General features: G+C 67.9%; 24 protein-coding genes and 1 pseudogene. 13 read left to right on the plus strand and 12 right to left on the minus strand.

Annotated elements, in window-relative coordinates:
* Positions 1 to 2: 2 nt before the first annotated feature.
* From ACNQVK_RS18165 to ACNQVK_RS18175, 3 genes are read right to left on the minus strand one after another with little or no spacing between them, the layout of a single operon-like run.
* Positions 3 to 569 (minus strand): hypothetical protein, encoded by a 567-nt coding sequence (locus ACNQVK_RS18165; protein WP_418030606.1) that lies wholly within the window; start codon positions 567 to 569, stop codon positions 3 to 5.
* Entirely contained in the window at positions 569 to 1,729 is a 1,161-nt protein-coding gene (locus ACNQVK_RS18170) for a winged helix DNA-binding domain-containing protein (RefSeq protein WP_418030607.1), read from the minus strand. The genes ACNQVK_RS18165 and ACNQVK_RS18170 overlap by 1 nt, the downstream gene beginning before the upstream one ends.
* Before the next feature lie 3 nt (positions 1,730 to 1,732).
* On the minus strand, positions 1,733 to 2,110 hold the full coding sequence (locus ACNQVK_RS18175) for a hypothetical protein (protein ID WP_418030608.1): 378 nt from the start codon (positions 2,108 to 2,110) through the stop codon (positions 1,733 to 1,735).
* A gap of 93 nt (positions 2,111 to 2,203) precedes the next feature.
* Between ACNQVK_RS18175 and ACNQVK_RS18180 the strand changes: the two genes are divergently transcribed.
* The 3 genes from ACNQVK_RS18180 to ACNQVK_RS18190 all read left to right on the plus strand — a co-directional run bounded on the left by ACNQVK_RS18180 (position 2,204) and on the right by ACNQVK_RS18190 (position 5,708).
* Complete coding sequence (locus tag ACNQVK_RS18180; RefSeq protein WP_418034207.1) at positions 2,204 to 2,698, plus strand: lipoprotein LpqH; 495 nt, start codon at positions 2,204 to 2,206, stop codon at positions 2,696 to 2,698.
* A 71-nt stretch (positions 2,699 to 2,769) separates the two neighbouring features.
* The gene (locus ACNQVK_RS18185) at positions 2,770 to 4,515 is read left to right on the plus strand and encodes a hypothetical protein (RefSeq protein WP_418030609.1); all 1,746 of its coding nucleotides are present in this window, start codon (positions 2,770 to 2,772) and stop codon (positions 4,513 to 4,515) included.
* The gene (locus ACNQVK_RS18190) at positions 4,512 to 5,708 is read left to right on the plus strand and encodes a CHAT domain-containing protein (RefSeq protein ID WP_418030610.1); all 1,197 of its coding nucleotides are present in this window, start codon (positions 4,512 to 4,514) and stop codon (positions 5,706 to 5,708) included. The genes ACNQVK_RS18185 and ACNQVK_RS18190 overlap by 4 nt, the downstream gene beginning before the upstream one ends.
* Before the next feature lies 1 nt (position 5,709).
* On the opposite strand, the gene ACNQVK_RS18195 is transcribed toward ACNQVK_RS18190, so the two are convergent.
* Complete coding sequence (locus tag ACNQVK_RS18195) at positions 5,710 to 6,153, minus strand: hypothetical protein (RefSeq protein ID WP_418030611.1); 444 nt, start codon at positions 6,151 to 6,153, stop codon at positions 5,710 to 5,712.
* A 62-nt stretch (positions 6,154 to 6,215) separates the two neighbouring features.
* Here ACNQVK_RS18195 and ACNQVK_RS18200 point away from each other — a divergent pair.
* A pseudogene (locus ACNQVK_RS18200) lies at positions 6,216 to 7,557 on the plus strand (hypothetical protein).
* The gene (locus ACNQVK_RS18205) at positions 7,554 to 8,645 is read left to right on the plus strand and encodes a hypothetical protein (RefSeq protein WP_418030612.1); all 1,092 of its coding nucleotides are present in this window, start codon (positions 7,554 to 7,556) and stop codon (positions 8,643 to 8,645) included. Before ACNQVK_RS18200 ends, ACNQVK_RS18205 begins: the two are co-directional and overlap by 4 nt.
* A gap of 3 nt (positions 8,646 to 8,648) precedes the next feature.
* On the opposite strand, the gene ACNQVK_RS18210 is transcribed toward ACNQVK_RS18205, so the two are convergent.
* From ACNQVK_RS18210 to ACNQVK_RS18220, 3 genes are all read right to left on the minus strand, one after another.
* Positions 8,649 to 9,983: an alpha/beta hydrolase gene (locus tag ACNQVK_RS18210; RefSeq protein ID WP_418034208.1), complete on the minus strand. Its 1,335-nt coding sequence runs from the start codon at positions 9,981 to 9,983 to the stop codon at positions 8,649 to 8,651.
* Positions 9,984 to 10,057: 74 nt separating this feature from the next.
* Complete coding sequence (gene lysX, locus ACNQVK_RS18215) at positions 10,058 to 13,384, minus strand: bifunctional lysylphosphatidylglycerol synthetase/lysine--tRNA ligase LysX (protein WP_418030613.1); 3,327 nt, start codon at positions 13,382 to 13,384, stop codon at positions 10,058 to 10,060.
* A 67-nt stretch (positions 13,385 to 13,451) separates the two neighbouring features.
* A complete protein-coding gene (locus ACNQVK_RS18220) occupies positions 13,452 to 13,811 on the minus strand; it encodes a DUF1844 domain-containing protein (RefSeq protein ID WP_044524055.1) in 360 nt (119 codons plus the stop codon).
* A 264-nt stretch (positions 13,812 to 14,075) separates the two neighbouring features.
* Between ACNQVK_RS18220 and infC the strand changes: the two genes are divergently transcribed.
* The 5 genes from infC to ACNQVK_RS18245 are packed head-to-tail and all read left to right on the plus strand — an operon-like array spanning position 14,076 to position 16,578.
* Positions 14,076 to 14,684, plus strand: a complete 609-nt coding sequence (gene infC, locus ACNQVK_RS18225) for a translation initiation factor IF-3 (protein ID WP_409550764.1) — start codon at positions 14,076 to 14,078, stop codon at positions 14,682 to 14,684.
* 23 nt (positions 14,685 to 14,707) lie between these two features.
* Positions 14,708 to 14,902 carry a 50S ribosomal protein L35 gene (gene rpmI / locus ACNQVK_RS18230; protein ID WP_036449598.1) on the plus strand — a complete coding sequence of 65 codons (195 nt, stop codon included), beginning with the start codon at positions 14,708 to 14,710 and terminating at the stop codon, positions 14,900 to 14,902.
* A 40-nt stretch (positions 14,903 to 14,942) separates the two neighbouring features.
* Positions 14,943 to 15,332, plus strand: a complete 390-nt coding sequence (rplT, locus tag ACNQVK_RS18235) for a 50S ribosomal protein L20 (protein WP_003885175.1) — start codon at positions 14,943 to 14,945, stop codon at positions 15,330 to 15,332.
* A 23-nt stretch (positions 15,333 to 15,355) separates the two neighbouring features.
* Positions 15,356 to 16,108 carry a TrmH family RNA methyltransferase gene (locus tag ACNQVK_RS18240; protein ID WP_418030614.1) on the plus strand — a complete coding sequence of 251 codons (753 nt, stop codon included), beginning with the start codon at positions 15,356 to 15,358 and terminating at the stop codon, positions 16,106 to 16,108.
* A gap of 29 nt (positions 16,109 to 16,137) precedes the next feature.
* Complete coding sequence (locus tag ACNQVK_RS18245) at positions 16,138 to 16,578, plus strand: hemerythrin domain-containing protein (RefSeq protein WP_418030615.1); 441 nt, start codon at positions 16,138 to 16,140, stop codon at positions 16,576 to 16,578.
* Positions 16,579 to 16,593: 15 nt separating this feature from the next.
* Here the strand turns inward: ACNQVK_RS18245 and ACNQVK_RS18250 are convergent, their stop codons facing one another.
* The 4 genes from ACNQVK_RS18250 to ACNQVK_RS18265 are packed head-to-tail and all read right to left on the minus strand — an operon-like array spanning position 16,594 to position 21,583.
* The gene (locus tag ACNQVK_RS18250; RefSeq protein ID WP_418030616.1) at positions 16,594 to 17,985 is read right to left on the minus strand and encodes a GntP family permease; all 1,392 of its coding nucleotides are present in this window, start codon (positions 17,983 to 17,985) and stop codon (positions 16,594 to 16,596) included.
* 44 nt (positions 17,986 to 18,029) lie between these two features.
* Positions 18,030 to 18,659 (minus strand): bifunctional 4-hydroxy-2-oxoglutarate aldolase/2-dehydro-3-deoxy-phosphogluconate aldolase, encoded by a 630-nt coding sequence (locus ACNQVK_RS18255; RefSeq protein ID WP_418030617.1) that lies wholly within the window; start codon positions 18,657 to 18,659, stop codon positions 18,030 to 18,032.
* Complete coding sequence (locus tag ACNQVK_RS18260) at positions 18,656 to 20,263, minus strand: N-acyl-D-amino-acid deacylase family protein (RefSeq protein ID WP_418030618.1); 1,608 nt, start codon at positions 20,261 to 20,263, stop codon at positions 18,656 to 18,658. The genes ACNQVK_RS18255 and ACNQVK_RS18260 overlap by 4 nt, the downstream gene beginning before the upstream one ends.
* Positions 20,264 to 20,275: 12 nt before the next feature.
* Positions 20,276 to 21,583, minus strand: a complete 1,308-nt coding sequence (locus tag ACNQVK_RS18265) for an amino acid deaminase (RefSeq protein WP_418034209.1) — start codon at positions 21,581 to 21,583, stop codon at positions 20,276 to 20,278.
* A gap of 170 nt (positions 21,584 to 21,753) precedes the next feature.
* Here ACNQVK_RS18265 and ACNQVK_RS18270 point away from each other — a divergent pair, with 170 nt between their 5' ends.
* The 3 genes from ACNQVK_RS18270 to ACNQVK_RS18280 are packed head-to-tail and all read left to right on the plus strand — an operon-like array spanning position 21,754 to position 24,038.
* Positions 21,754 to 22,842: a sugar kinase gene (locus ACNQVK_RS18270; RefSeq protein ID WP_418030619.1), complete on the plus strand. Its 1,089-nt coding sequence runs from the start codon at positions 21,754 to 21,756 to the stop codon at positions 22,840 to 22,842.
* On the plus strand, positions 22,839 to 23,585 hold the full coding sequence (locus ACNQVK_RS18275) for an IclR family transcriptional regulator (protein ID WP_418030620.1): 747 nt from the start codon (positions 22,839 to 22,841) through the stop codon (positions 23,583 to 23,585). The genes ACNQVK_RS18270 and ACNQVK_RS18275 overlap by 4 nt, the downstream gene beginning before the upstream one ends.
* 48 nt (positions 23,586 to 23,633) lie before the next feature.
* Positions 23,634 to 24,038 (plus strand): RidA family protein, encoded by a 405-nt coding sequence (locus tag ACNQVK_RS18280; RefSeq protein WP_418030621.1) that lies wholly within the window; start codon positions 23,634 to 23,636, stop codon positions 24,036 to 24,038.
* Here the strand turns inward: ACNQVK_RS18280 and ACNQVK_RS18285 are convergent.
* Positions 24,035 to 25,276, minus strand: coding sequence for an acyl-CoA dehydrogenase family protein (locus ACNQVK_RS18285; RefSeq protein ID WP_418030622.1), 1,242 nt, complete (start codon positions 25,274 to 25,276; stop codon positions 24,035 to 24,037). The two genes, ACNQVK_RS18280 and ACNQVK_RS18285, sit on opposite strands and share 4 nt — an antisense overlap.
* Between the last annotated feature and the right edge of the window lie 25 nt (positions 25,277 to 25,301).

Genomic DNA, 25,301 nt, shown 5'->3' on the forward strand with positions numbered 1-25,301 from the left:
GGTCACCGCATCGTGTGGTAGCTCTGGAACGCAAACCAGTGCGGGCCAAGCCGTTTCGCCGAGGCGATCACATAGTCGCCGGACGGCTGGTGCACGGTCTGCGGTGCGCTGCCGTCGGCGCTGTAGGCGAAGCCGTCCCAGCCGTTCTGGTCGTTGCGGTAGGTGAAGTCGACGAAGTTGTCCGTGCGGCGGGCGACCCGTTCGATCGGGTAGTCGGCGACGCGGTGGGGACGCGCGCCGACGCTCACATCGTCGTTGAACTCCTGCAGGGCCCGCTCGAACGACGGCCGCACCGCCAGCCAATGCAGTTGCAGCGGAACGCTTGTGCAGATCAACACGATGCCCACGATCACCAGCACGGGACTTGCCAGCATCACCGCCCAGCCCCGGCGGCCGGCCGGCCGTCGCAGCACGACACCGACGACGCACCAGATGGCGAACAGCGGGATCAGTGCGAACGTTGCGACATAGAAGGCCCCGGAAGGCTCACCGGGGAAGCTTGCTCCGTAGAGCTGGCCGAGGACGGCGCATCCGGTCAGGACCAACAGCGTCCAGGCCGCGATGCGCATCAGCGCTTGGACAGCGGTGACGGGAACCTGGGTTTGGTACGCACGCCGGCCAGCCACTCGGTCAGCGCGTCGGCCCGCTGCTGCAGCGCGCGGGTGCCGTCGCGGCCGATCTCCTCGAGCAGGTGCAACTCGATGCGGCCGTCGGCGTCCTGACCCCAGCCGCCCACGATCCGGCCGTTCCACCATGCTGTGGGCCCGCCGTTGCCGTTGGTGTCGAACACGTGGGGGCGATGCTCGCCGAGGTACCAGTCACGGTCGAACCAGCCCATCGTGGTGACATCCAGACCCGGCAGCAGGGCCGCCCACGGCTCGGGCTCCGGCTCGACCTCGAGATCGTCGGGCAGGACGTACCCGGTTACTCCGTCCAAGTCGACCTCGACGGCGCCGATATCGCGCAGCGCGTGGCGGGCCCAGGTCAGGGTGTTGCCGAACCACCACTTGATGTCGGTGACGGAGGCCGGGCCGAACGTCCGCAGCCAGGTCCGCACCAGTTCGGCGCGGGCATGGTCGGGTTCGGCCGGGGGCACCGAAGCCCCGAGCCACGCGGACGCGACGGTCCACCGTGGCCGCGACGTGTTCCAGGCGCCGTCGTTGGGGCCGCGCACGATCTCACCGCGCACCCCGAGCACGGTCAAAACCCTTGGAGAGAGCGGAGTCTCACCGCCCCAGCGCTTTCCCGGTGCCGGGTCGAAGCTGCCGGCGAGTTCGGGCAAGGCGGCGCGCAGTTGTGCCGCAGGGGTGGGGCCGTGCTCGTGTAGATGGGCCAGCACCGCTTGGCGCGCGGCGTCGAGCCACCGGGCCCCGTCAGCCGCCACACCACCCTTCTCGACATCGCCGATGAGCTTTCGCTGCTCATTGCCTGCCACCCGGTCACTGGCGCCGGCCTGGATCAGCGAAAGGTCACCGGCGCGCACCACCCACAGGGTGCGGCGCATCGCGAGGTGTTTGAGCACGGTGCGCCGCTCGTACAGTTCGCGGTCCAGATCATCGATGGTGAAGCCGGGCAACCGCGCCCACAGGGAGAAATAGGGAGTGCAGGGATCGGTCGCGTGCAGGCCGACGAAGGAGCCCGCGGTGTCGGCGACCGACGACGCCGGCCGGCTCAGGAAGTGACGCCGGGCCAGCCGAGCCCGGCGCTCGGCGAGTGTGAACGTCCGCACGGATCAGGCGTCGTCCGTCTTGTGCATGGACTCGCGGATCTGCTTCAAACGCTCGGCCGCCGCTTCCTGGCGCTTCTCGTACTGCTCCTCGATCGAGCGGCCCTCAGGGGTCTCCGCTGCCAGCTCCGACGCCCCGATGGCGGTGCCGTAGCGGGTCTCGATCTTCTCCCGCACCGCGTCGAACGTCGGCACCCCGGCGGCGGTGTAGCCGGTGTCCGCCGGCTCAGACACAGGCGCCGGCAGCGGGGCCGGGGGCGGAGCTGCGGGAACGATCTCACCCTCCACCACAACGGGCTCCTCGGCTGGTGAGGCGTCCTCGGGTTGGTCCGGCTGCTCTGGGTCCTTCGTCACGAAACCCACGTTACCTGCGGGAACCGACATTTCTTGGGATCGGTAGCACTTGGGTCCGCCAAGACTTCAGGACACGACGGAGCCATCGGGGCAACGCGGAACGAAGGGGAAGACGCAATGACCATGAATCGAGTTATCGCAGGCGCCATGGGACTGCTCGCCACCGGTGCGGTGCTGGTGGGCTGCTCGAACGACAAGCCGGCCGACAAGCCCGCGGACAAGCCGGCCGCGGCGGCGGCCGACACCAAGGTCAGCTCGGGGAGCAACGCCCAGGTCAAGGTCGATGGATCAGAACTGGCCGGCCTCGACCTGAACTCGGTCACCTGTGTCAAGCAGGGCGGCAAGATCAACGTGGCCAGCGCCGCGATCGGCGGCCAGCAGGGCCTGGGCGTGGTGATGACCGACGAGGCCACACCGAAGGTCGAGTCGCTCGGACTGGTCTACGACGGCAGCGCACTGGCCGTCAGCGAGGCGATGGGTGTCAAGGTCGGCTCGGCCGAGGTCAAGGTCGACGGGGACACCTACACCATCACCGGTGAGGCGTCGGGCGCCGACATGAAGAACCCGATGGCCGGGATGATCAACAAGCCGTTCACCATCACGGTGTCCTGCAGCTGATCTCCCGACATGGCGGGCGTGCCCGGCAGACCTTCTGCCGGGCACGTCCGCCGCTTTTATATGGTGCAGAGGTGACCATCGCCGGCGAACTCGACCGCGCCCGTCACCTGACGCTGTCTGCCGAAGAGGTTGCTGCGCGCGACCTGCTGGTCTCACAGCTGCCCCTGATAGAGCAGGCCGACCGCGACGACTACGCGCTCGAGGTGTTCGCCCAACTCGGTGAGATCTACCTGGTACGCACCGCGTATGAGGGTGTGGTGGAAAGTATTTCCCGCATCCGCGATTGTCTGGCGATCTACGTCGCGATCCGTTCGGGGGAGCGCCCCGACCTCGCCGCCGAGGTCACCATGTCCGACCGAGCCATCGATCGCATGATCTGCCGGTACACCCGGCGGGTCGAGTTTCTGGCCGCCGGACTCGCCGCGGCTCGCGGTGATCATGACAGTGCCGCAGCATATCTGGAGGCGCTGATCGAAGCCCCGGGAGATTACCCGGATTTGGCACCCGAGCGCCGTAACCTGATCTGCCACGCCAGGATTCTGATCGCGAGCAGTTTGTGCGACGACGATCTGTACGCCGCATCGGTGCCGGTGTGGACCCAGGTGCTCGACACCTTGCAGAATGTTCGCCCGGGCACCGACGACGCCGAGATCGATCATCTCTTCGTCACAGGCGCCCTGGGCTACGGCCGGTTCTGCATCGAGTCCGGTCGTCTCGACGAGGCCGAACCGTGGTTACGCCGGGCCGGCGCCCGCGCCGAGGCCCGCGGCTGGAAACTCGCGACCGCCCGCGCTCAGCTCGAGCGAGGGGCTTCGGCCTGGTCGGCCGGTCGTTACGCGGAGACCCAGGATCTGGTCACCGCCGCTTACCCGGTGATCGCCGACCATGCCCGCGCCCACGACGTCTCCCGGAGCTGGCTGTATTTCGGGCTGATCCGGGTGGGACTCGGTCGCTTGAAGGAAGCCGATGAGTGCTGGGAACACGCCGAGCGGCACTGGCGGGAGCTGGGCAAGCCGATCCACATCCATCGGATTCTGTTGCAGCGCAGCTGGATCGCCATCTTCCGCGGCGCGTTCGAAGAGGCGGTACAGCTGGTGGAGCAGGCCCGGCAGTTCCTGGATGCTTCGCCGCGGCACAGCTGGCTGCAGTACGCCCGGCTCGATGCGCACCTCGGCAACATCTGGCGGGCCGATGCGCTCGTCGAGATGGGTTTCGACGGCGTCGGCGAGCCCGGCCAGGACTGGAACCAGGTCGAGGCCCGGCACGCGGCGGGACTCGGCGTGGTCGACTGCGCCCCGGGCACGCCGGAGTACCGCCGTGCGATGGTCAAGCTCGACCGTGCCGCCGATCTGAAGGTTCCCGCCGCGCTGGCAGTCGATTCGGTGCGCTACACGATCGCCGATGCCGGGGCCAGGGCCCGCTGGGCAAGCGGCGTCTCGGCTCCGTTGTTGGCGGGCGCGTTCGCGGTGGCTTGGGAATCGGACAATACCGAGCTGACCTGTGAACTTGTCGAATACCACAGCGCACGAGGAACTTTCAGTACAGATCCGGCAGCTGAGCCGGGCTCGGCCGCAGATTGGACCGGAACCGCCACGGCGGTGATTCCGGTCGAAGCCGAACTCGCGCCGCAACTCGCGGTTGCGGCTGCCGCAGAGCCGGTCGGCGGCGAAGGCGCGCTGAGCCGGCTCGGACCGTTGCCCCCGTTACGGATGGACCCGAGTTCGGGTCCGATCATGAGCCACTACCGGGAGCTGGCGCTGCAGCGGTACGGCCAGGATGTCACCGCGCCCGGCGGGGAATGGACGACGTGGCCATGACCGAGACGCTGGTATTGCGGTTCGCCGATGTCGGCATCGCGACCTATGTGAGCCTGCGCGTGGTGGGGGAGCCGCAGCGCTCGGTCACCTGGGTGATCGAGGAACCACACATGCAGGCGGTGGAGGCAGCTCTCAACCCTGCGTTGCCGGACCCCATCGGCACCGAAACCCACGGCGACGCGATTGAACGGGCCGTGACCACAGGCGCGTTCGCCACCGCCGAGGCGGAGTTCGACCTGGCCCGGTTGCTGGGCTCGCACCTGATCGGGATCGACGGCTGGCAGCTGCTGGCCGACTGCGTCGCCGATGTGCGGCCCGTGCTGTTCGTGACGCCGAGCCCGCGGTTGGGCCGGGTGCCCTGGGGGCAGCTGGCGATGCCGGGTCCCGACGGCTTCCGGTTGATGGAGTTGGTCGACGTGCTGATGGCGGTGCCGCCCAACATCGTTCACGCACCGCGTACCCCGGCCCGTTGGCAGGACCGCCGCGGCCGCCCGCCGGTGCTGGTGCTGGATCCACGCATTCCCGGACAGCGGCCGGATTCGGCCCTGGGCTCGGTGTTGGGCCGCCCGTCGCCGCAGACTCCGCTGTCGGAGCATTTCGCTGACCTGATGGCCGGCCACGCCGTCCTGCCGAAGGTCGCCGAGACCGTCGAGCTCTTCCGTCGCACCGATACCGACCGGCGCTGGTTGGCCGACACCTGTGCCCAGGACCCGAGCCGGCTGCTCTACGTCGGGCACGCCAGCGCCGCCGACGGTGCCACCGGGCATGCCGACCGCGCTGCGCTGCATCTGGCCGAAGGCCGGCCGCTGACAGCGGGGGAGATGATCGCCGCGCGGCTGCGAATCCCACCCCGAGTAGCGTTGCTGGCGTGCGCATCCGGGGGTGACTACCGGTTCGACGAAGCGGCCGGACTGGTGGCCGCCATGATCCTGGGCGGCGCGCAGGTGGTCACCGCGACGCTGTGGTCGCTGCCGACCACCGCCGGCTTCCGGCAGTTCGGCAATGCGCCCGAAGCCGATCCGATGGCGGACACCATCGTCGGGGTGGATCTGGCCCATCGCGACGCCGACGCGGGACTGGCGGTGAACCGCTGGCAGCGCGCCGCGATGCGCCGCTGGCGCGACGGTGACGCCACGGCCACTCCGCTGCACTGGGCCGCGATGGCCACGTTCGCCGTCGACGGCGCTCGCTGAATCAGGCCGGGGTCACACAGACAGCGACGGTGCTCTCGTCACCGGGCCGGTAGTAGGTGTCGACCACGTTGCCGGGTGACACCTTCGCCAGAGCTGTCGCCGGGACCATCGTCCGCTCACGAACCGGGAATTGACCGCCGCCGCGGCGGCTGACGATCAGGTCGAGTTCGACCTCGCTGTAGTCCTCCCGGATCGCGCCGGTGGCGCGCATCCCGGTGATGACGCCGCGCGACCGGGTTCCGGTACGGATCAGCGCGAGTTGTGTCCCGGTCAGCAATCCCTTGCGGACCAGCATGTGGTCGAACTCGGCCACCAGCTCGCCCAGGGTGACCAGCCGCTCGTCGGCCTCGTCATCCGGGCTGACACATCGTGGCCGGCGGGCGGCGGTCAACGCGGCGCCGGTGCACAACAGGCACAGGATGGTGATCAGCACGGCGTCGGTCATGACGCCAAGGGTCCGGCCGGGCCACGGCTACCGAACCCAACTTCGGCTCTATCCTGGTGCCGGTGAGCATCGGGTCCGACACGGCTGGGGCTGAGGCCGGCCCAGATTCGGGCATGAATTCGGCCCAGCCGCGCCGCGCCGTGATCGACCGGGCCTGGCGGGCACTCGGGCCGGGAGTCGAGGTGTTCAGCGGTGACGACGGCGGACCGCTGCGCCGGACCGTCAAACGGATCATCGACCCCCTGGTGCTCAGGCTGCGCAGCAACACCCACTATTCGGCACCGGTGCTGGCTCCGGACGTGGCCGCCGAACTGCACCAACAGATGGCGCGCAGCGGGCCACATCTGCGCGCCGCCGCAGCCTGGTTCACCGAACTCAAGCAGCAACGCCGGCGCCTCCGTATCACCACGGGCAACGCCCAGGAGCTCTATTTCCCGGTCTGTTTCGAACTCGCGGTGAACCGTGGCGCACCGGCGGTCGACAGCGCGCAGGTGGCGGCAGAGGTGCTGGCCGGTCTGCACGAGGGCCGGGACCGCACGGCGATCGAGGCGCTCAACGGATATGTGGCCGATCCTCAGGTCGTCGACCGGTTGCGCAGCCAACTCGAGCGCAGCTGGGATGACGTGGTCCCGTCGGACGCGATCACCGGCCCGTTCTTCGCCGGGCTGACCACCGTGCTCGGTCCCGCCGACAGCCACCGTGCCGAGGCGGCCCGGGCAGCGGGTGTGGTCGGCGTTGGTGGCCGACGCGACGCCGTACAACCTGGGCGCGGGAGCGCGACGTGCCGAGGCCGGCCTGCCATGGTCGATCGTCGGCATCGGACTGAGTTCGTTTGAGCCGCAACGGCCGCCGTCGATCAGCGGTCAGGGGGCGGGGGACCGTCCGCTGGACCGCAGCGTGGTGGACCGGGTGCGGGCGACATTGCGCCGGGCACTGGATCGCGACGAACTGCCCGATCTTCCGCTGCTGTGCGCGGAGGAGGTGGACCGCGCCTGCGCGCCGTGGGGGTTGCTCGCCGAGGACAAGCAAGCCGCGCTCCTGACCGGTATCGAGGTGGCCGCCGACCTGCACCCGCTCGACGCGTCGGTATCGGGGCGCTATCAACTGTCGGCACGCATCCAGGCCCGGCTGGCCAAGGAGGCCTATGTGCTGCATGCCCGCCGCTATCTGGCGGCAGGCACCGCGGTGCACCCGCGCCAACAGCAGGTGATCGACGATCTCGGCGGGTTCGCCCGTCCCTATCTGAGCCGGCTGTGGGCACGGCTGCACGGCCGCGACGTGTGGCAGGAGTCCTGTGCGGACATCGATGACCTGCGGTCCCTGTTGGAGGGGGTGGCCAGATCGGTCAGTCTCGACCATCGGCAGCGGATCAAGGCGATGCTGGAAGTGCAGGTGGCAGAGTGAAATTGGGTGCAGATGCCGGCCTGTGGAGCACGGGCCCGCTGGACTACGGCGCGCCGTTGGTCGCGGTGCTGGAGGTCGGCGGCGCGGTGCTGTCGTGGGTGGTGGATGGGGACGCAGGCGAACCACCTTCGATCGCATTCACCGACCCTGAGCGTGCGGATTGGTTGTGGCGCGTGCTCGGGGAGCCCGGCCATGTCGCTGTTCTGGACGCGGTGCGTCACGGGGAACCGGGTCAACCGCTCGACCTGCCCGGTGTGGAGTTGCTGCCCGGCTCGACGGATGCGTTGCGCCGGTTGGCAATCGGCCACTGGATTCGCCGGTGGTGGCCCGCCAGCGACCGGGACGGCATCGCGGCACTGGAACGTCCGGTGCTCGACGCGGAACTCGCTGTGCTGACGGTGGCCGCCGAGGACTTCTTCACCGACGACACCCTGGATTCCGATGCGGTGGACCTGCTGGCGCCCCACGTGGAGACGCTGAACTTCCTCGCCGGTCAAGGTGATTCGAGGGTTGCCGAGCTGGTCGGGAAGTGTCGGGAGTTGGCCGCTGAGATCGGGCTGGACTGGCCCGGCACCGTCATCTCGGCGGCGCGGCAGCAGGACTATGCGCTGGCGGCCGGCGCAGGCGACGGATCCGATGACGCCGGCCTGATCGCCCGAGGCATGGCGACCGTCGACTGGGCGGCGGTACCGCCCTGGGTGTTCGACGCTGCCGAGGACACGATCGAGTGGTCGGTGACCGCCGTCGGGGAGGCAACCGGCGCGGTGGTGCAGGTGGCGCTGTCGGGCTCGGATTCACCGGCAGGTATCGGTGTGGAGATGCGTGGCGGCGGCTGCGAGGGCTCCGGTGTCCTCGATGCCACGGGCCGCGCTGTACTGCCGCTGCACGCCCCAGATGGGCAGCCGCTCAGCGAGACCCGCGCGTGGAACCTGGATTGGTCACAGGCCACGGTACGGGTCGGCGCGGACGGCGTCGACGAGTCCGCGGCGGATCGGGACCGGGTGCGTGCGTTCGCGCGGGCCCGGCTGGCGAGACCCGGCAGAGCTGCGTTCCTTGCCGAGATACGCGCGGCCGAATCCGACTACTGACCGCTACTTGGCGGCGGTCTGGATGAAGGCCGCCGAGGGCGATGACTGGGGCAGTCCGATCGCGGGCACCTGCGGGGTGTCGAGGACGCCGGCCAGCCACGGCAGCGCCGCGGTGAACGCGTGACTGGCGAACGGCCAGTCGTGGGTGCCTTGGTGAGTCACCACCGCGCAGGAGATGCCGTGTTTCGAGCCGAGCGCACACAGTGCGTTGGCCGCCTTGGCCTGATCGTTGGCGCGACCGGCGGGCTTGCCCGCCGTTGAGGTGTCGTTGACGTCGAACCAGCCGGCCGTCTGGCCGTACTGGCCGTGCCGGTTGATCACGGTGCTCGGGTCAAAGGCGTCCCAGGCCGCGGAACTCCCGCCGAACAACCGGTCGACGGTCTGTGCCTTGGTGCCGGAGTTCGGACCGATATCGCCGGCGATGTCCACGAATGAACTGAACAACTCCGGGTGCATGACTGCCAGGTCCACCGCGCAGGTGCCGCCCATCGACCAGCCGACGATGCCCCAGTTGGCAGCGGCCGGCTTGACACCGTAGTGGCTGTTCATATAAGGCACAACGTCTTTGGTGAGGTGGTCGGCGGAGTTCCCGCGTTTGCCGTTGACACATTCGGTGTCGTTGTTGAAGGTGCCGCCCGGGTCGACGAACACCATCACCGGCGCGTACCCGTGGTGGGCCGCGGCGAAGTCGTCCATCGTCTTGATCACGTTGCCGGCCCGCATCCAGTCGGCTGGGGTGTTGAACTCGCCGCCGATCATCATGACTGTCGGCAGCTGCGGTGCTGGATTGGTGGCGAACCACGCCGGCGGCAGATAGACGTATTCACCACGATGCCGGAAACCCGAAGCGGTGTTGGGGATCTCGACCGGAACGACACTGCCCTTGGCCGGGATGGTGCCTTGCCGTTGCATGGCGGCGACGGTGACCTCATCGGTCTGATCGGGTAGCGGACCGGCGGTCAACTGGTTCCAGGCGGTCTGTACCCACGGGAAGTAACCCACCCACAGGTTCAGCGCCAGTGCCGTGCACAGCAGGGTCAGGGGTACCGCCATGACCGCGGTGCCACGCCGCCACCAGCGGCTGCCGCGCCACCCGGCGAGCATGACCACGATCGCCACGCCGGTCAGCGCGATCCACACCCACAGCGAGCGGGGCGCAGGGTTGCCCGCCAGCCCCTCGGAATCGATGTACCAGTTGGTGCCGGCGACCAAGACGCCGCCCACCGCGGCGGCCAACGGCAGCCAGATGAGCGCCCAGCGGCGGGTACGCCAGCCGATTGCGGCGATCAGTACCACGGCGGTGATGACTTGGACGCTGGTCGGAACCCAGCCGTGCATCAAGGACAGGTGGTGAGTGAACGTCACAACCACATCGTCGCCGCCGAATCTTGGGATCGGCTGTGAAGCTCCTGCTAACGGGGTTTGGCCAGCGGAAAGGGCAGTGTCTCGCGGATGCTGCGGCCGGTGATCAGCATGACCACGCGGTCCACACCCATGCCGAGACCGCCCGTCGGCGGCATCGCGTACTCCATCGCCTGCAGGAAATCCTCGTCGAGTTCCATTGCCTCGGGGTCACCGCCGGAGGCCAGCAAAGACTGTTCCTGCAGCCGCCGGCGCTGTTCGACGGGGTCGGTCAGTTCGCTGTAGGCAGTGCCCAGCTCGACGCCCCAGGCCACCAGGTCCCAGCGCTCGGCAACCCCGGGAACGCTGCGGTGCGGCCGGGTCAGCGGCGATACCGACGTCGGGAAATCCTTGTAGAACGTGGGTTCTTCTGTGCGGTCTTCGACGAGGTGCTCGTACATTTCCAGCACGACGGCCCCCGCATCCCAGTGGGTCAGGTAGGGGATGTGCGCCGCATCGCAGAGCCGGCGCAGCGTGGCCAGATCCGTCTCGACGGTGACCTGCTCGCCGAGGGCTTCCGACACCGCGTCGTGCACGGTCTTGACCGCCCACGGACCCGAGATGTCGACGGGTTCGAGAACTCCGTCGGCCCGCGGCCGCTGGAAGACCTGGGCGCCGTTGGCGGCCTGGGCGGCATTCTGGATCAGCTCGCGGCAGCCGTCGATCCACACGTTGTAGTCGGCGTGGGCCTGGTAGGCCTCCAGCAGGGTGAACTCCGGGTTGTGGCTGAAATCCACGCCTTCGTTGCGGAAGGCCCGGCCGAGTTCGAAGACCCGCTCGACACCGCCGACGCACAACCGCTTGAGGTAGAGCTCGGGTGCGATCCGCAGATACAGGTCCAGGTCGTAGGCGTTGATGTGGGTCAGGAACGGCCGGGCGTTGGCGCCGCCGTGGATCTGTTGCAGGATCGGGGTCTCCACTTCGAGGAAACCCTTGGCGTACAACGTCTCCCGGATGGCGTGCAGGGCGCCGCTACGGGCCCGGATCAAGTCCCGCGCCTCGGTGTTGACCGCCAGGTCCACGTAGCGGGCCCGTACCCGGGCCTCCTGGTCGGTCAGGCCCTTCCATTTGTCCGGCAACGGCCGGAGGCATTTCCCGATCAATCGCCAACTGTCGACCAGCAACGAGTGGGTGCCGTTGCGGCTCCGCCCCATCGCACCGCTGACCTCGATCAGATCGCCGAGGTCGATGGTCGCGGTGAAGTCGGCGGTGCCGGCCTGCGTCAGGTGGGCGTTGTCGAGCAACAGCTGGACTTCACCCGACCAATCGCGCAGTTGAGCGAACAGCACGCCGCCGTAGTCCCGGACCCGCAGGATCCGCCCGGCCACGCTCACGCTGTCACCGTCGGCGGATTCCAGTGCGGCCGCGACGGTATGGCTGGGGGCCTGGCCCACGGGATAGGCGTCCACACCGTCGGCCTGCAACTGGCGCAGCTTGGCCATCCGGACCCGGACCTGCTCGGGTAGCCGTTGTTGCTCGTCGTCGGTGAGATCGTCCCGCAGCCCGCTGCGGTCCGGAGCGCTGCCGTCGTGATGCAACCGGCCCGAATCCACCAGATCGGCCGGGGCCGCGACGTGTTCACCGGTGTGCTGCTTGTTTCGCCGGGAGAACGGCAGCACCAGGAAACCCTCGGCGATCACCGAGGCCACCCCGACCCGTGGGATCAACCGGGCGTCCTCGTAGCAGGCGTACCGCGGAACCCACTCGGGCTGGTACTTCATGTTCGAGCGGTACAGCGTCTCCAGCTGCCACCACCGGGAGAAGAACACCAGCAGCGCCCGCCAGAGCCGGGCCACCGGACCCGCACCCAGCTGCGCGCCTTGTTGGAACGCCGACCGGAACATGGCGAAGTTCAATGAAATCCGGCTGACCCCAATGCCTTCGGACTGCATGCACAGTTCGCTGACCATCAGCTCGATGGTGCCGTTGGGGGATTGGGGGGAGCGGCGCATGACGTCGAGCGAGACGCCGTTGGCGCCCCACGGCACCAGCGACAGCAACGCGACCACCTCGGGCTCCGGGTTGTCCCCGCGCTGCTGCACGGCCTCGACGAGCAGGCAGTCACCGTCGGCCGGGTCGCCGAGCCTGCCCAGCGCCATCGAGAAGCCGCGTTCGGTCTCGGTGTCCCGCCAGGCATCGGCACGCTTGATCACGTCAGCCATCTCGGCCTGATCCAGCTCCCGGTGGCGTCGGATGCGCACCGAGGTCCCGGCCCGCCGGGCCCGGGTGACCGCCTGGCGCACCGCACGCATGTCGGGTCCGGACAGCCGGAAGTTGTCGGGATACAGGATGGCCTCGTCGCCGAGTTGCAGCGCGTTGAGTCCGGCCGCCCGGAACGCCTCGGCCGCTCCCGAACTGGCGCCCATCACGCCCGGCGCCCAGCCATAGGTCTGGCACAGCTGCAGCCAGGCCGCGATCGCCTGCGGCCACGCCTTGGGGTCGCCGACCGGATCGCCGCCGGCCAGGCACACACCCACCTCGACGCGGTAGGCGATCGCAGCACGCCCGTTAGGGGCGAACACCACCGACTTGTCCCGACGGGTGGCGAAGTACCCCAACGAGTCGTTCTTGCCGTAGGCCTCCAACAATCCGCGGATCGCCGATTCGTCCTCACCGGTCAGCGCATTAGAGGCGCGTTGCGACTGGAACAGCACGACCGCGGCGGCCATCAGTGCCAGCGCGCCGAACAAGCCGAAGATCGCGTTGAGGAAGGGATGCGAGTAGCCCTCGAAGACCTCGGTCGGGACGGTGGCGAAGCCGCTCACCCGGTTGACGGCGTACAGCAGTCGCCATTCCGGCGCCAGGGTGCCCGGGAACAGTTCCAGCAGTGCCCACGCGGCCAGGATGCCGATCGCCATGCCCGCGACCAGGACGACGGCGGATTTGAGCAGTGCGCCCCGGCGCACCTTGGCCCAGAACTGGTTGCGGGCCAACACCAGGCAGACGATGGCGACCACGTGGAACGCCAGGCCGATGACCTCGCCGACATCCTCGGCCAGCGGGTCGCCACCGGTGGCGAGATCCCCGAGGTTCCAGCCGACGGCGCCCACCATGTAGAGCACCAGGATCCACCAGGCGATCCGCTTGCGGGCGGCGAGTGCCGCGGCCAGCAGCGCCAGCACGAAGGCCCACGAGAAGCTGGTGTCGGGAAAGTTGAAGATGTAGTCGTTGACGAACTCTCGCGGCACCTGGATCAGCCAGCGCACCGTTTGAGACACGCTGGCGATCAGCGACAGGGTCGCGATGACGCCGACGGTCCAACCGGCTGCTGCGGGAACCCAGGAGAACCTCGACGCGGGCTGGACCCCGGTGCGGCGGCCGCGGCTGATAACGGTCATACGCCCGGAGAATAGGCGGTCAAACCGTCAATTGGGTCGATCGCGCGCACAGACACCGCCCAGGTGATTACCAGACCGGGCCGGTGTACTTCTCTCCTGGGCCTTTGCCTGGTTCTTCGGGAGCCGCGCTGGCTTCGCGGAACGCCAGCTGCAGGCTCTTCAGACCGTCGCGCACGGGGCCCGCGTGGGGTCCGAGGTACTCGGCGGAGGCGGTCACCAGACCGGCCAGCGCGGTGATGAGGCGGCGCGCCTCGTCGAGATCACGGTGGGGACTATCGTCGGGGTCCTCGGCCGAGAGCCCGATCTTCTCGGCTGCGGCACTCATCAACATGACCGCCGCCCGGGTGATCACTTCCACCGCGGGAATGTCGGCCAGCTCCCGTAGCTGCGGCGTCGCTTCGTCGGGCGTTTCGGTCGGATCCGTCATAGCTGCTAGACTGTCATGCGCGACCGTCCCGGCTTATGTCAGGGACAGCAAGTGGAGTCCCACTCCCACCGTTGGCCACAAGGTACAACGGTCCGGTCGCCGGCGTCTTCGGACGCCGGTTCTGTGCTTCAGCGTTGGAGCTGCAGGCGGCGTAAGCCGTGATCGGTCGGCATTGGGCCCTGCTTTGAGCAGGGCTTTTCTGTTCTCACAGGGCAGAAGTGCGGATGGGCGGTTCTCCTCAGCAGACCCAACATAGGAGGCCCCATCAGCACTGAGACCCGCATCAACGAGCGCATCCGCGTACCTGAAGTCCGCCTGATCGGACCGAACGGCGAGCAGGTAGGGATCGTGCGCATCGAAGATGCTCTCCGCGTCGCCGCGGATGCCGATCTCGACCTCGTCGAAGTTGCACCAGCCGCTAAACCCCCGGTCTGCAAGATCATGGATTACGGCAAGTTCAAGTACGAGACGGCACTCAAGGAGCGCGAGTCTCGCAAGAACCAGCAGCAGACCGTCGTCAAGGAACAGAAGCTGCGTCCCAAGATCGACGACCACGACTACGAGACGAAGAAGGGCCATGTGGTCCGCTTCCTCGAAGCCGGGTCCAAGGTCAAGGTGACCATCATGTTCCGTGGTCGTGAGCAGTCCCGCCCCGAACTCGGGTACCGGTTGCTGCAGCGGCTGGGCGCCGATGTGGCCGATTACGGCTTCGTCGAGACGTCAGCCAAGCAGGACGGCCGCAACATGACGATGGTGCTGGCACCGCACCGCGGCGCGAAGACTCGCGCCAAGGCGGCAGAGCAGGCCGAGCGCCCCGGCGGGCAGCAGGCCGCACCAGCCGCACCAGACGAACCAGACGTAACGCAGAACTAGTTTCAACACAGAACTGAGGATTCATGCCCAAGGCGAAGACCCACAGCGGAGCATCGAAGCGCTTCCGCAAGACCGGGACCGGAAAGATCGTGCGCCAGAAGGCCGGCCGACGCCACCTGCTGGAGCACAAGGCCACCAAGCGCACCCGCCGGCTTGACGGCCGCACCGTGGTTGCTGCCAACGACACCAAGCGTGTCAACAAGTTGCTCAACGGCTAGATCTGCCGCTCCCCGTACCGAACGAGAATAGGAACATCCCATGGCACGCGTGAAGCGCGCACTCAACGCCCAGAAGAAGCGGCGCACAGTCCTCAAGGCCTCGAAGGGCTACCGCGGTCAGCGGTCGCGGCTCTACCGCAAGGCCAAGGAGCAGCAGCTCCATTCGCTGACCTACGCCTACCGGGACCGCCGGGCCCGCAAGGGTGAGTTCCGCAAGCTGTGGATCTCGCGTATCAACGCCGCGGCCCGCGCCAACGACATCACCTACAACCGCCTGATCCAGGGCCTCAAGGCCGCAGGCGTCGAGGTCGACCGCAAGAACCTGGCCGAGATCGCCGTCAGCGATGCCGCCGCGTTCACCGCGCTGGTCGAGGTCGCCAAGGCTGCCCTGCCCGAGGACGTCAACGCGCCCTCCGGAGAGGCCGCCTGACGCTCACCGAGCGTTCTGCCCGGGTGGCTGCTGCCGTCAAACTGCAGCGCCACATCGGGCGCCGCCGCGCCGCACGCTTTCTTGTCGAGGGTCCCAACCTCGTCGAGGCCGCGTTGCGGCGCGGACTTGTTTCCGAGGTGTTCGCGACCGAGGCCGCACTCGACCGCTTCGGTGCGCTGCTCGCCGACGCACCGGTGCAGCTGGTCACCGAGCGTGCGGCGAAATCCTTGTCCGACACCGTGACCCCGGTCGGTCTGGTGGCGGTATGCCGGGTGCCGGAGGTCTCACTCGACGAGGTTCTGGCCGCCGCGCCCCGGTTGATCGCGGTACCCGTGCAGATCTCGGAGCCGGGCAACGCCGGTACGTTGATCCGCGCTGCCGACGCGATGGGCGCCGACGCGGTGGTGCTGGCCGGCAACAGCGTCGACCCCTACAACAGCAAGTGCCTGCGGGCGTCGGCCGGCAGCATCTTCTCGGTACCCGTGATCAGCGAGCCCGACGAGGCCGCCACCGTTACCCGGCTGCAGGCCGCGGGCCTGCAGGTGCTGGCCACCACGATCGACGGCGAGGCCGACCTCGACCACATCGACCTGACGCCGCCAACAGCCTGGCTGTTCGGCCCCGAAGCCCACGGCCTGCCAACCGAATTGGCCGCTGCCGCCGATCACCGGGTGCACATTCCGATGCCCGGACATTCCGAAAGTCTCAACATCGCCTCGGCGGCGTCGATCTGCCTGTATCAGAGCGCCCGCGCCCACCGCAGTGCTAGTGATTGAGCATGTGCCAATACTGCGGATGCCGGGACATGCCTCTTCTGCGGGACTACATCGCCGAGCACGAGCGGGCCGTCGATCACGGCCGTGAAGCGGTGCGCGCCCTCGACCGCGGTGAGTTGGACGTGGCCGGTCAGCTGCTGACGGCGATGTTCGAGGAGCTGCGATCGCATTGGCAGGGTGAGGAGAACGGTCTGTTCGCGGTGATGCACACCGACGATCTCTACGCCGAGCACATCGACCCCTTGGTGGCCGAACACCGCGAGCTGGCTGCCTTCCTCGAGGTCGTCGACCTGTCCGACCCTGACCACCGACAACGGGTGCGCGACGAGGTCGAGGAGCTCTACGTGCACATCGCCAAGGAAGAGGACGGGCTGTTCCCGGCCGCGCTGACCTCACTCGACGGTGCGGACTGGGATGCCGCGATGGCCGGGTGGCGCGACGCGCATCCGGGCCGCGAGATGATCTCCTAGCCGGCCGCTCGGGGGTCAGACCACCAGCCAGATCAGCCCGGCCATGGCGAACCCGACCACGGACAGGATGGTTTCCAGCACCGTCCATGTCTTGAGGGTGTCCTTCACCGACATGTTGAAATACCGTGACACGATCCAGAATCCGCCGTCGTTGACGTGGCTGGCGACGATGGAGCCGGCGGACACGGCGACCACGATCAGGGCGATCTGAGCCGGGCTGTAGTTTGCGGCGGCGATGGATGACTCGATGATGCCGGCCGTGGTCACGATCGCCACCGTCGCCGAGCCCTGCGCGATGCGTAGCGCACAGCTGATCAGGTAGGCCGACAGGATCACCGGCAGGCCGATCGCGGTCATGGAATCGGCGAGCGCGGTGCCGATTCCGGTGGCGCGCAACACCGCACCGAAGAACGCACCGGCACCCACCACGAGCAGGATCATGCCGACCGGGCGCAGGGAGGCCGCGCTGATCTTGCCGAGCTCCGTGGCGGAGATGCCCCGGCGGATTCCCAGGAGGTAGAGCGCGAGCAGCACCGCGATGGTCAAAGCGACGGCCGGGGTGCCGACAAGGGTCAGGATCGACTGCAGGCGGCCGCCGTCGAGCATGACGTCGGCGACGGTGGCGGCGAGGATCAGTGCCATCGGAGCCAGGATGATGAACGCGATGAGCCCGATCGACGGGGGATCGGCGGTGTCGGCCTCGTCCTCCTCCGGGATGAACTCGTCGGGCACCTCGACCTGGACCCGTTTGCCGATCCACGAGCCCCACGCCACGCCGCTGACGAACCAGGCGGGGATGCCGCAGGCCAGCCCCATGATGATGATCCAGCCCAGGCTGACGTGCAGCAGGCCGGCGGCAGCGACCGGACCAGGGTGCGGTGGCAGGAAGGCGTGCGTCATCGACAGGCCGGCGAGCATCGGCATCGCGTACATCACCAGCGATCTGCCGCCGCGCTTGGCCGCCACGTACACCAGCGGAGCCAGGATGAAGATGCCGATGTCGAAGAAGATCGGGATGCCGAGCACCACACCGGTCAGGCCCATGGCGAGCGGAGCGCCCTTGGGGCCGAACAGGTTCAGCAACCGGGTGGTCAGCGCGTCGGCACCGCCGGACCTCTCGAGCATCGCCCCGAGCACGGTGCCGAGCCCGATGATCACGGTGATGTGACCGAGGATGCTGCCGAAACCCTTCTCCAACAAGGAGTCCGATGCCTTCGCCGGGGTCCCGACCAGGTCGGTGACGGGGATCCCCGCGATCAGCGCGACCGCGATGCTGACCACGATCAGTGCGATGAACGGTTCCAGTTTGAGCTTGATGATCAACAACAGCAGCACCGCGATGGACACCGCGGCCAGCGTCAACAGGCCGGCCGTGTCATGTTGCAGCCAGTGCACGAACGAGGTCATGGATCCTCCGGGACGTGGACGGGGACTCGGTTGGTGGGACAGTCTCAGTGGGACAGCGCGGCGACGAAACTGCCCGCCCGGCGGGTGATCTCGCCCCAGTCTCCGGCGGCGACATGGGCCGGTGGGACCACGCCGGTACCCGCACAGACGGCGAGGGCGCCCGCGTCGAGATACGCCCGGGCATTGCCCTCGTTGATTCCGCCGGACGGCAGCAACTCGACTTCCGGGTACGGCCCGTGCAGGTCGGACAGGTATTTGGGGCCCACACTGCCGGCCGGGAAGATCTTCACGGCCGCGGACCCGAGATCCACCGCCTGCGCGACCTCGGTGGGGGTGAGGGCACCGAGGAACACCGGCACCGCATTGGCGGTCGCGACCTCGGCGACCTCGGGGCGCAGGCCGGGGGTGACCAGGAACCGTGCGCCGGCGTCGATGGCGGCGCGGGCCTGATCGGCCGTCATCACGGTGCCGACACCCAGCATGATCCCGGCCTCGGACACCGATTCGGCGCAGGACCTCAGGTGGTCCAGCACCCCGGGGGTGGTGAAAGTCAGCTCGACGGTGCGGATACCGCCCTCCGCGATCGCGTGGCACAGATCGGCCGCGTCGGGAATGGTCTCGGCGCGGACCACGCTGAGTACACGATCCGCCCGCAACACGTCCAGCGCTGTCATTGCACACCTCCGTCTGGGCCGCGTCGCAGCGACCGTCCAGCTGTCACCCCGGTGAGCTCGCCGTCATCGAGCGCGAATTGCCCGCGCACCAGGACATGAGTGAATCCCGTTGCAGCCGAGCGGGGTTGGTCGTATGTGGCGGTGTCGGCCACCGTATCCGGGTCGAACAGCACCAGATCGGCCGCGAAACCGGGACGGATGAATCCGCGGTCGGTCAGCCGCAGCCGGGTCGCCGCCCGTCCACTGAGGTGGCCCACGCACTCCTCCAGTGAGAACAGTCCGAGGTCGCGGCAGTAGTGACCCAGGTACCGCGCGAAGGTTCCCCAACCGCGGGGGTGCGGCTTCGACCCGATCAGCAGCCCGTCACTGCCCCCGGTGTGCCGCGGGTGCCGCATGATCGCCCGCACGTTCTCCTCGTGCCCGACATGCTGCAGGATCCCGCTACCGAGTTCGTCGCGCAGCAGGATGTCGATGCACACGTCGAACGCATCGCGGTCCTCTGCCGCGGCGATCTGTGCGATGGTGCGGCCCACGTAGTGATCCAGCTCCTGATGGGCGACTCCGCTGATCTCGATGGTGTCCCACTCGGCGATCACGCCGTGACAGCCATCGGAACCACTGACCTCCAGATGTTCGCGGATCCGGGCCAGCGCGGCGGGATCGGTCAGCCGGGCCATGGTCTCGTCGGTGCTGCCCGCCGACGCCCAGCTGGGCAGGATCGCCGACAGCGTGGTGGCCCCGGGCAGGTAGGGGTACGTGTCCAGGCTGATGTCGGCACCGGCGGTGGTGGCCGCCTCGAGCAGGGCCAGAAGTTCGGGCGCCCGTCCCTTGTTCGGGCCGAAGTTGAGCGTGGCATGAGCGAGGTGCAGTGCGCAGCCGGACCTTTCGGCGAGCTCGACCATCTCGGCGTAGGCCTCCATCGCGCCGGCACCGTAGGACCGATGGTGTGGGGAGAAGTAGCCGCCGTAGGACGCCACCGTCCGGCACAGGGCGAGAAGTTCGTCGTTGTCGGCGTACATGCCTGGCGTGTAGGTCAATCCGGCCGACAAGCCGACGGCGCCCTCGGTCATGGCCTGGGCCACGATGGTCTGCATCTGCGCGATCTGTTCGGCAGTGGCGGGAATGTCGTCCCAGCCGACCACCAGTGCGCGCACCACTCCGTGTGGGATGAGATAGGCCACGTTGGTGGCGATTCCGCGATCGAGACGGTCCAGATACTCGGCCACCGACCGCCAGTCGAAGTCGAAGTCGATCGGGTCGGTGTTCCAGCCGGCGATCTTGCGTCGGACGACGGCGAGCACCTCGGAGGTCACCGGTGCGTACGACAGCCCGTCCTGTCCGAGTACCTCGGTGGTGACGCCCTGGGTGATACGTGACGGATGCACCGGGTTGAGCAGGATCTGCAGATCCGAATGTGCGTGCATGTCGATGAATCCGGGCGCCAGCACCAGCCCGCAGGCGTCGATCATGCGGTCGGCCGCCGGTGAATCACCGGGATCGGTGATGATGGCGGCGATGCGGTCATCATCGATCAGCACGTCGGCGGCATACCGAGCGGACTCGGTGCCGTCGATGACGGTGGCGGAGCGGATCAACGTGCGCATCACAGGTCCGGCTCAGAAGTAGGTGCGGATCAGGTCGACGACGACGGGATCGGTCTCGTTCTGTGCCACGACGGGGATCCATCGCCACTTGTCGAAGGCTGTGCACGGGTGGGAAAGCCCCAGTCGCACAACGTCACCCACGCGAATGTCGGAGTCGGGCGGGATGGTGAGGAAGGCGTGCTGATCGTTGACGGCCACGATCTCCGCATTCGTGAGCGGACGTGCGGGTGCGCCGAGCTGGGAGGCGACCAGCTGGGGCGTGGGCAACCCCTCGTCGAATGGGACATCCCGCTTGCCGGCGTCCAGCAGTGCCAGCCCGGGTTCGGGTCGTGACACCACCCGCGCCCAGGTGTGCATGGCCGAGCGCAGCCGGTAGCTTTCGCCACCGCGGCCGAACGGCGTGATCCCGGTGTAGAAGCCGTCGTCGTGGATGATGTAGGCCCCGGCACGGACCACGACGTGCGTTCGGCCGCCGGCCAGCGGGGCCAGAACTTCTGCCACGAGATCGAAATAGGCACTGCCACCGGCGGTTACGTACACATCGGCGTCGGTAGGGTAGTGGCCCTCGGCTTCGATGAGCCGGTGCAGCCGGGCCATCTCCTCCAGGTAGTGCTTGACGCGGGCCAGCGACGCCTCGGACGCGTCGTGCGCCAGCGATCCCTCGTAGCCGCACACGCCGGCCAGGCGCAGATTGTCGGAGGCCGCTATCCGTGCGGCCACCGCTGCGGCCTCGTCGACCGAGCGGGCTCCGGTCCGCCCACCGGCCTCACCGAGTTCGACCAATACCGCAATCGGTCGGGCCACCCCGGTGTCGGAGAGTGCCGCGTCCATCGCATCGACCGTGGCTGCCGAGTCCGCCCAGGTGAGCACCTCAAGATCGGATCGGGCGGCCATCTCGCCGGCCAGCCAGCGCAGCGCGGCCGGATCGACCAGTGCATTGGCGAGCAGGATCCGCCGAACGCCGAAATTCACCGCGACGCGTACCTGGCTCGGTGTGGCAAGGGTGATACCCCATGCGCCGCTGCGCAATTGGCGGTCCCACAGCACAGGCGACATGGTGGTCTTCCCGTGCGGTGCCAGTTCGACCCCGTGAGCTGTGCACCAGGCCGCCATGGCGGCCACGTTGTCTTCGATGGCCGAATCGTCCAGCGTCATCACCGGTGTGGTGAAAGCCGACAGGCGGGGCCGGGTGGCCAGGAACTCCGCGGTGGTGAGGCCGTCGGCCTCGACCGGAAGGGCCTTGTCCAATTCCGACAGGCGTTCGGCGCGGAGCGTGTCCCACGCCCGACTGTCCGGCGTGGGCTCGCCTCGCGTCGTCATGCCGATCGTGTCCTCCATGGTGATTCTGGTGCGTTGAGCGCCTCAGAACGGTGTGAGCTGCTACGTTGCACATGTTGCAATTAGGGTTGCATTTTGTGGTGTGACCTGTCTAACATGACAGACGACACCGCGTCAATCGTCTCGATCCGTCTCGATCCCGAAGGACGGCAGTGCCCGAATTGCCCACAGACCCCGTCGGCGGAGTCGCCTGCCTCGGCGAACCGCTGGTCCTGGCCGGTGCAGAGACAGATCTGCACCTGGCCGGTGCTCAGGCCGAAGTGCACCTGGCCGGTGCTCAGGCCGAACTGCACCTGGCCGGTGCTCAGGCCGAATTGCACCTGGCCGGTGCGGAAGCCAACGTCGCGGCCGGACTCGTCGCCTGGGGCATCCCCGCCTCCTTCGTCGGCCGGCTGGGCGACGACGCGCACGGAGCGCTGATCAGATCGGAGCTGGCGGATCGCGGCGTCGACATCTCCGCGGTCGAGATCGACCCGATCCGGCCCACCGGGCACTACTCGAAAGTCACCGCACCCGACGAGGTGGGGGAGCCGCGCAGCGTCAGCAGATACAGCAGGGCAGGCTCGGCGGCCTCCGCGATGGAACCCGGATTCCTGGACTCGGCACCGGTCGTATCCGCATTCGGGCGCGCATCGGTCGTGCACTGCAGCGGCATCACGCCCGCCCTGTCCGATACCTGTCGGGCCATGATGCGCCGGTTGCTGACGGACCGGCCCGGCATCACCGGACTGGTGAGCTTCGACGTCAACTGGCGCGAACAGCTGTGGCCCGACGGCGATCCGGCCGAGGTGATCGCCCTGGCCAACCTGGCCGACATCGTGCTGGTGGGCGCCGACGAGGCGATCCGCGTCGCAGGCACCGACGATCCGGTGGCGCTGCGTCGCATCCTGCCGAACCCGGAGACACTGGTCATCAAGGACGGTGCGGAGCAGGCGATCGCGGTGGATCGGACCGGCGACGTGATCGTCGTCCCGGCTCTGCGCGTCGACGTGGTCGAGCCGGTGGGTGCGGGTGACGCCTTCGCGGCGGGATTCCTCAGTGGCGTTGTGCTTGATGAGGATCCGGAATCATGCCTGCGGCGCGGCCACATCGGAGCCGCCGTCACCCTGACCGTCGTAGCGGATTCGGCGCCGCCACCGCCCGACGCGTCGATCGAGCATCTGCTCATCTGCACGGACGGAGAGTGGGCCGCGACGGCGGTGAGCGAGGCCGGGTTCACCGTGTGCGGGAGCAGGCGGTGAGCCAGAGCGTCGCACGGGCGCTGCATCTGTTGATTCAGCTGGGCAACGGCCCGGCCAGCCTGGACGAGCTCGCAGCAGCCACCGATGTGCACAAGACCACCGTGATGAGGCTGCTGCGCACACTGTCCGACGAGCGGTTCACGTTCCGTGACAACAACAATCGCTATCACCTGGGTTCGCGAGTCTTCGAACTCGCCGCCCACGGCACCGATCAGCGGGAGATCCGTCAGATCGCCTCGCGTCATCTCGTCGAGTTCAACCGCGAATACGGCCGCACCACCCACCTCGCCGCGATGGAAGGCGGCGACATCGTGTACATCGACAAGCTCGAATCACACGATCAGATCCGCATGTACTCGCGAATCGGCCTGACCGCCAACCTCAACTCCACGGCCGTCGCCAAGGTGATCCTCGCCGACCTGCCCGATGCCGAACTGCGGCGGATCGTCGCGGCGATGGACTTCACCCGGCGCACGGCCAACACCATCACGACGCCCGAGGCGTACCTGCGAGAGATCGAGGCCGTGCGGGTCCAGGGCTGGGCGCACGACCGCGAAGAGAACGAGCCGTCGATCAATTGCGTTGGCGCACCGATCCGCGGTGCGAACGGCCGTGTCGTCGCGGCGGTTTCGGTGTCGGTGCCCGACGTCGTGCTGCCGTTCGAACAGGTCCTCGAACTTCTGCCGCCGTTGCAGGCGGTGTGCGAACGCATCTCGGCCGAATGCGGGTATCGGCCGTCGTAAGTCGACGGCAAATCATCGAAAACCACCGAAAACAGAGGAGATTCCACCGTGTCCGATTCCCAGGTCATCCGTACCGATGACGCCCCGGCGCCGGCCCACACCTTCAGCCAGGGCATCCGTAAGGGCGGACTCCTGCAGGTATCCGGCCAGGGTCCGATGGACCCCGCGACCAACACCTACATCGGCGAGGGTGATGTGCGGGTGCAGACCCGTCGCACGCTGGAGAACGTCAAGGCGATTCTGGCCGCCGGCGGCGCCGGTGTCGACGATGTCCTGATGTTCCGGGTCTACCTCACCAAGCGTGAAGACTTCGCCGCCATGAACGACGTGTACGGCGAATTCATCGCCGAGAACGTCAAGTCCGACCAGCTTCCATGCCGGACAACGGTATTCGTCGACCTCCCGCACGAGGTCATGCTGGTGGAGATCGACGCGCTGGCCGCCGTGGGCTAACTGAGCAGACCGCGTGCGACGTGGGTGATCTGCACCTCGTTGCTGCCGGCGTAGATCATCAACGACTTGGCATCGCGGGCCAACTGCTCCACCCGGTACTCGGTCATGTAGCCGTTGCCGCCGAACAGCTGTACGGCTTCCATGGCGACGTCGGTGGCGGCCTGCGAGCAGTACCACTTGATCGCAGAGGCCTCGGCGAGGGAGATCGGCTCTCCCTTCTCGCCGGATTCGATGACGCGGAACAGCATGTTGCGCACGTTCATCCGGGCCACTTCCATGTTGGCCAGTTTGAGCTGGATCAGCTGGAACTGGCTGATCTCCTGGCCCCACAGGGTGCGGGTCTTGGCGTAGTCGACACTCAACCGCAGGCACTCCTCGATCACGCCGAGCGCCATCGCGGCCACTCCGATGCGTTCGGCCGAGAAGTTGGATCGGGCGCTGGCCCGGCCCTCGTCGGGCCCCTCGGACCCTTCGGTCTCGCCGAGCAGGCGGTCGCGTCCCAGCCGGACGTTGTTGAAGAACAGCTCCCCGGTGCGCGAGGAGTGGATGCCCATCTTGCGGAACGGCTTCGACTGCTCGAAGCCCTCCATGCCGCGGTCGAGCACGAAGGTCAGCACCTTGCGGTTGCGCTTGTCCGCACCGTCACCCTCGTCGAGCTTGGCGTAGACCACCACGACGTCCGCGTCGGGCCCGTTGGTGATGAAGGTCTTCTGTCCGTTGAGGATGTAGTCGCCTGATCCATCGGCGGCACGAGCCACCCACGACTTCATGCCGCCGAAAGCGTCCGATCCCGAATCGGGCTCGGTGATCGCCCACGCACCGATCTTCTCGTAGGTCACCAGCCCGGGCAGCCAGCGTTCCTGCTGGGCCAGGGTGCCGCGGCTCTGGATGGTCGACACGGTCAGGCCCAGGCTGACGCCGAGCCCGGTGACCAGGCCCATCGATACCCGGCACAGTTCGCTGATCACGACGAAACCCATGCCCGGCGACCCGCCGCCGAACATCCCGCCCCGGGCACCCGAAGACTTGCTCTCGCCGCTGCGCAGCTTCGCCAGCCGCTTGTCCAGCGATTCCTTGGCGAGGGCATCGATTCCGAACGTGGCGAACAGCTTTCGCACGATCGGGTACGGCTCCATGTCGCCGCTCTCGAGCTCATCGAGGTGGGGCCGGATCTCCTTGTCCACGAACTCGCGTACCGCGTCCCGGACAGCTATGTCGACATCAGACCAATCAAGCATCTCGACAGCTTAGACACGTGTCAAA

The sequence above is a fragment of the Mycobacterium sp. 134 genome (assembly GCF_048282715.1).
In the GTDB taxonomy this organism is placed as follows: Bacteria; Actinomycetota; Actinomycetes; order Mycobacteriales; family Mycobacteriaceae; genus Mycobacterium; species Mycobacterium septicum.

Bases quoted from the DNA above. Each gene is read 5' to 3' on its own strand.
- ACNQVK_RS18260 (WP_418030618.1), bottom strand. From the start codon at position 20,263: ATGCGCACGTTGATCCGCTCCGCCACCGTCATCGACGGCACCGAGTCC.
- ACNQVK_RS18175 (WP_418030608.1), bottom strand. From the start codon at position 2,110: ATGTCGGTTCCCGCAGGTAACGTGGGTTTCGTGACGAAGGACCCAGAG.
- ACNQVK_RS18250 (WP_418030616.1), bottom strand. From the start codon at position 17,985: ATGACCTCGTTCGTGCACTGGCTGCAACATGACACGGCCGGCCTGTTG.
- ACNQVK_RS18255 (WP_418030617.1), bottom strand. From the start codon at position 18,659: ATGACAGCGCTGGACGTGTTGCGGGCGGATCGTGTACTCAGCGTGGTC.
- ACNQVK_RS18285 (WP_418030622.1), bottom strand. From the start codon at position 25,276: ATGCTTGATTGGTCTGATGTCGACATAGCTGTCCGGGACGCGGTACGC.
- ACNQVK_RS18210 (WP_418034208.1), bottom strand. From the start codon at position 9,983: ATGCACGGCTGGGTTCCGACCAGCGTCCAAGTCATCACCGCCGTGGTA.
- ACNQVK_RS18220 (WP_044524055.1), bottom strand. From the start codon at position 13,811: ATGACGGATCCGACCGAAACGCCCGACGAAGCGACGCCGCAGCTACGG.
- ACNQVK_RS18190 (WP_418030610.1), top strand. From the start codon at position 4,512: ATGACCGAGACGCTGGTATTGCGGTTCGCCGATGTCGGCATCGCGACC.
- lysX (WP_418030613.1), bottom strand. From the start codon at position 13,384: ATGACCGTTATCAGCCGCGGCCGCCGCACCGGGGTCCAGCCCGCGTCG.
- rpmI (WP_036449598.1), top strand. From the start codon at position 14,708: ATGCCCAAGGCGAAGACCCACAGCGGAGCATCGAAGCGCTTCCGCAAG.
- ACNQVK_RS18195 (WP_418030611.1), bottom strand. From the start codon at position 6,153: ATGACCGACGCCGTGCTGATCACCATCCTGTGCCTGTTGTGCACCGGC.
- ACNQVK_RS18265 (WP_418034209.1), bottom strand. From the start codon at position 21,583: ATGACGACGCGAGGCGAGCCCACGCCGGACAGTCGGGCGTGGGACACG.
- ACNQVK_RS18245 (WP_418030615.1), top strand. From the start codon at position 16,138: ATGCCTCTTCTGCGGGACTACATCGCCGAGCACGAGCGGGCCGTCGAT.
- ACNQVK_RS18165 (WP_418030606.1), bottom strand. From the start codon at position 569: ATGCGCATCGCGGCCTGGACGCTGTTGGTCCTGACCGGATGCGCCGTC.
- ACNQVK_RS18180 (WP_418034207.1), top strand. From the start codon at position 2,204: ATGAATCGAGTTATCGCAGGCGCCATGGGACTGCTCGCCACCGGTGCG.
- rplT (WP_003885175.1), top strand. From the start codon at position 14,943: ATGGCACGCGTGAAGCGCGCACTCAACGCCCAGAAGAAGCGGCGCACA.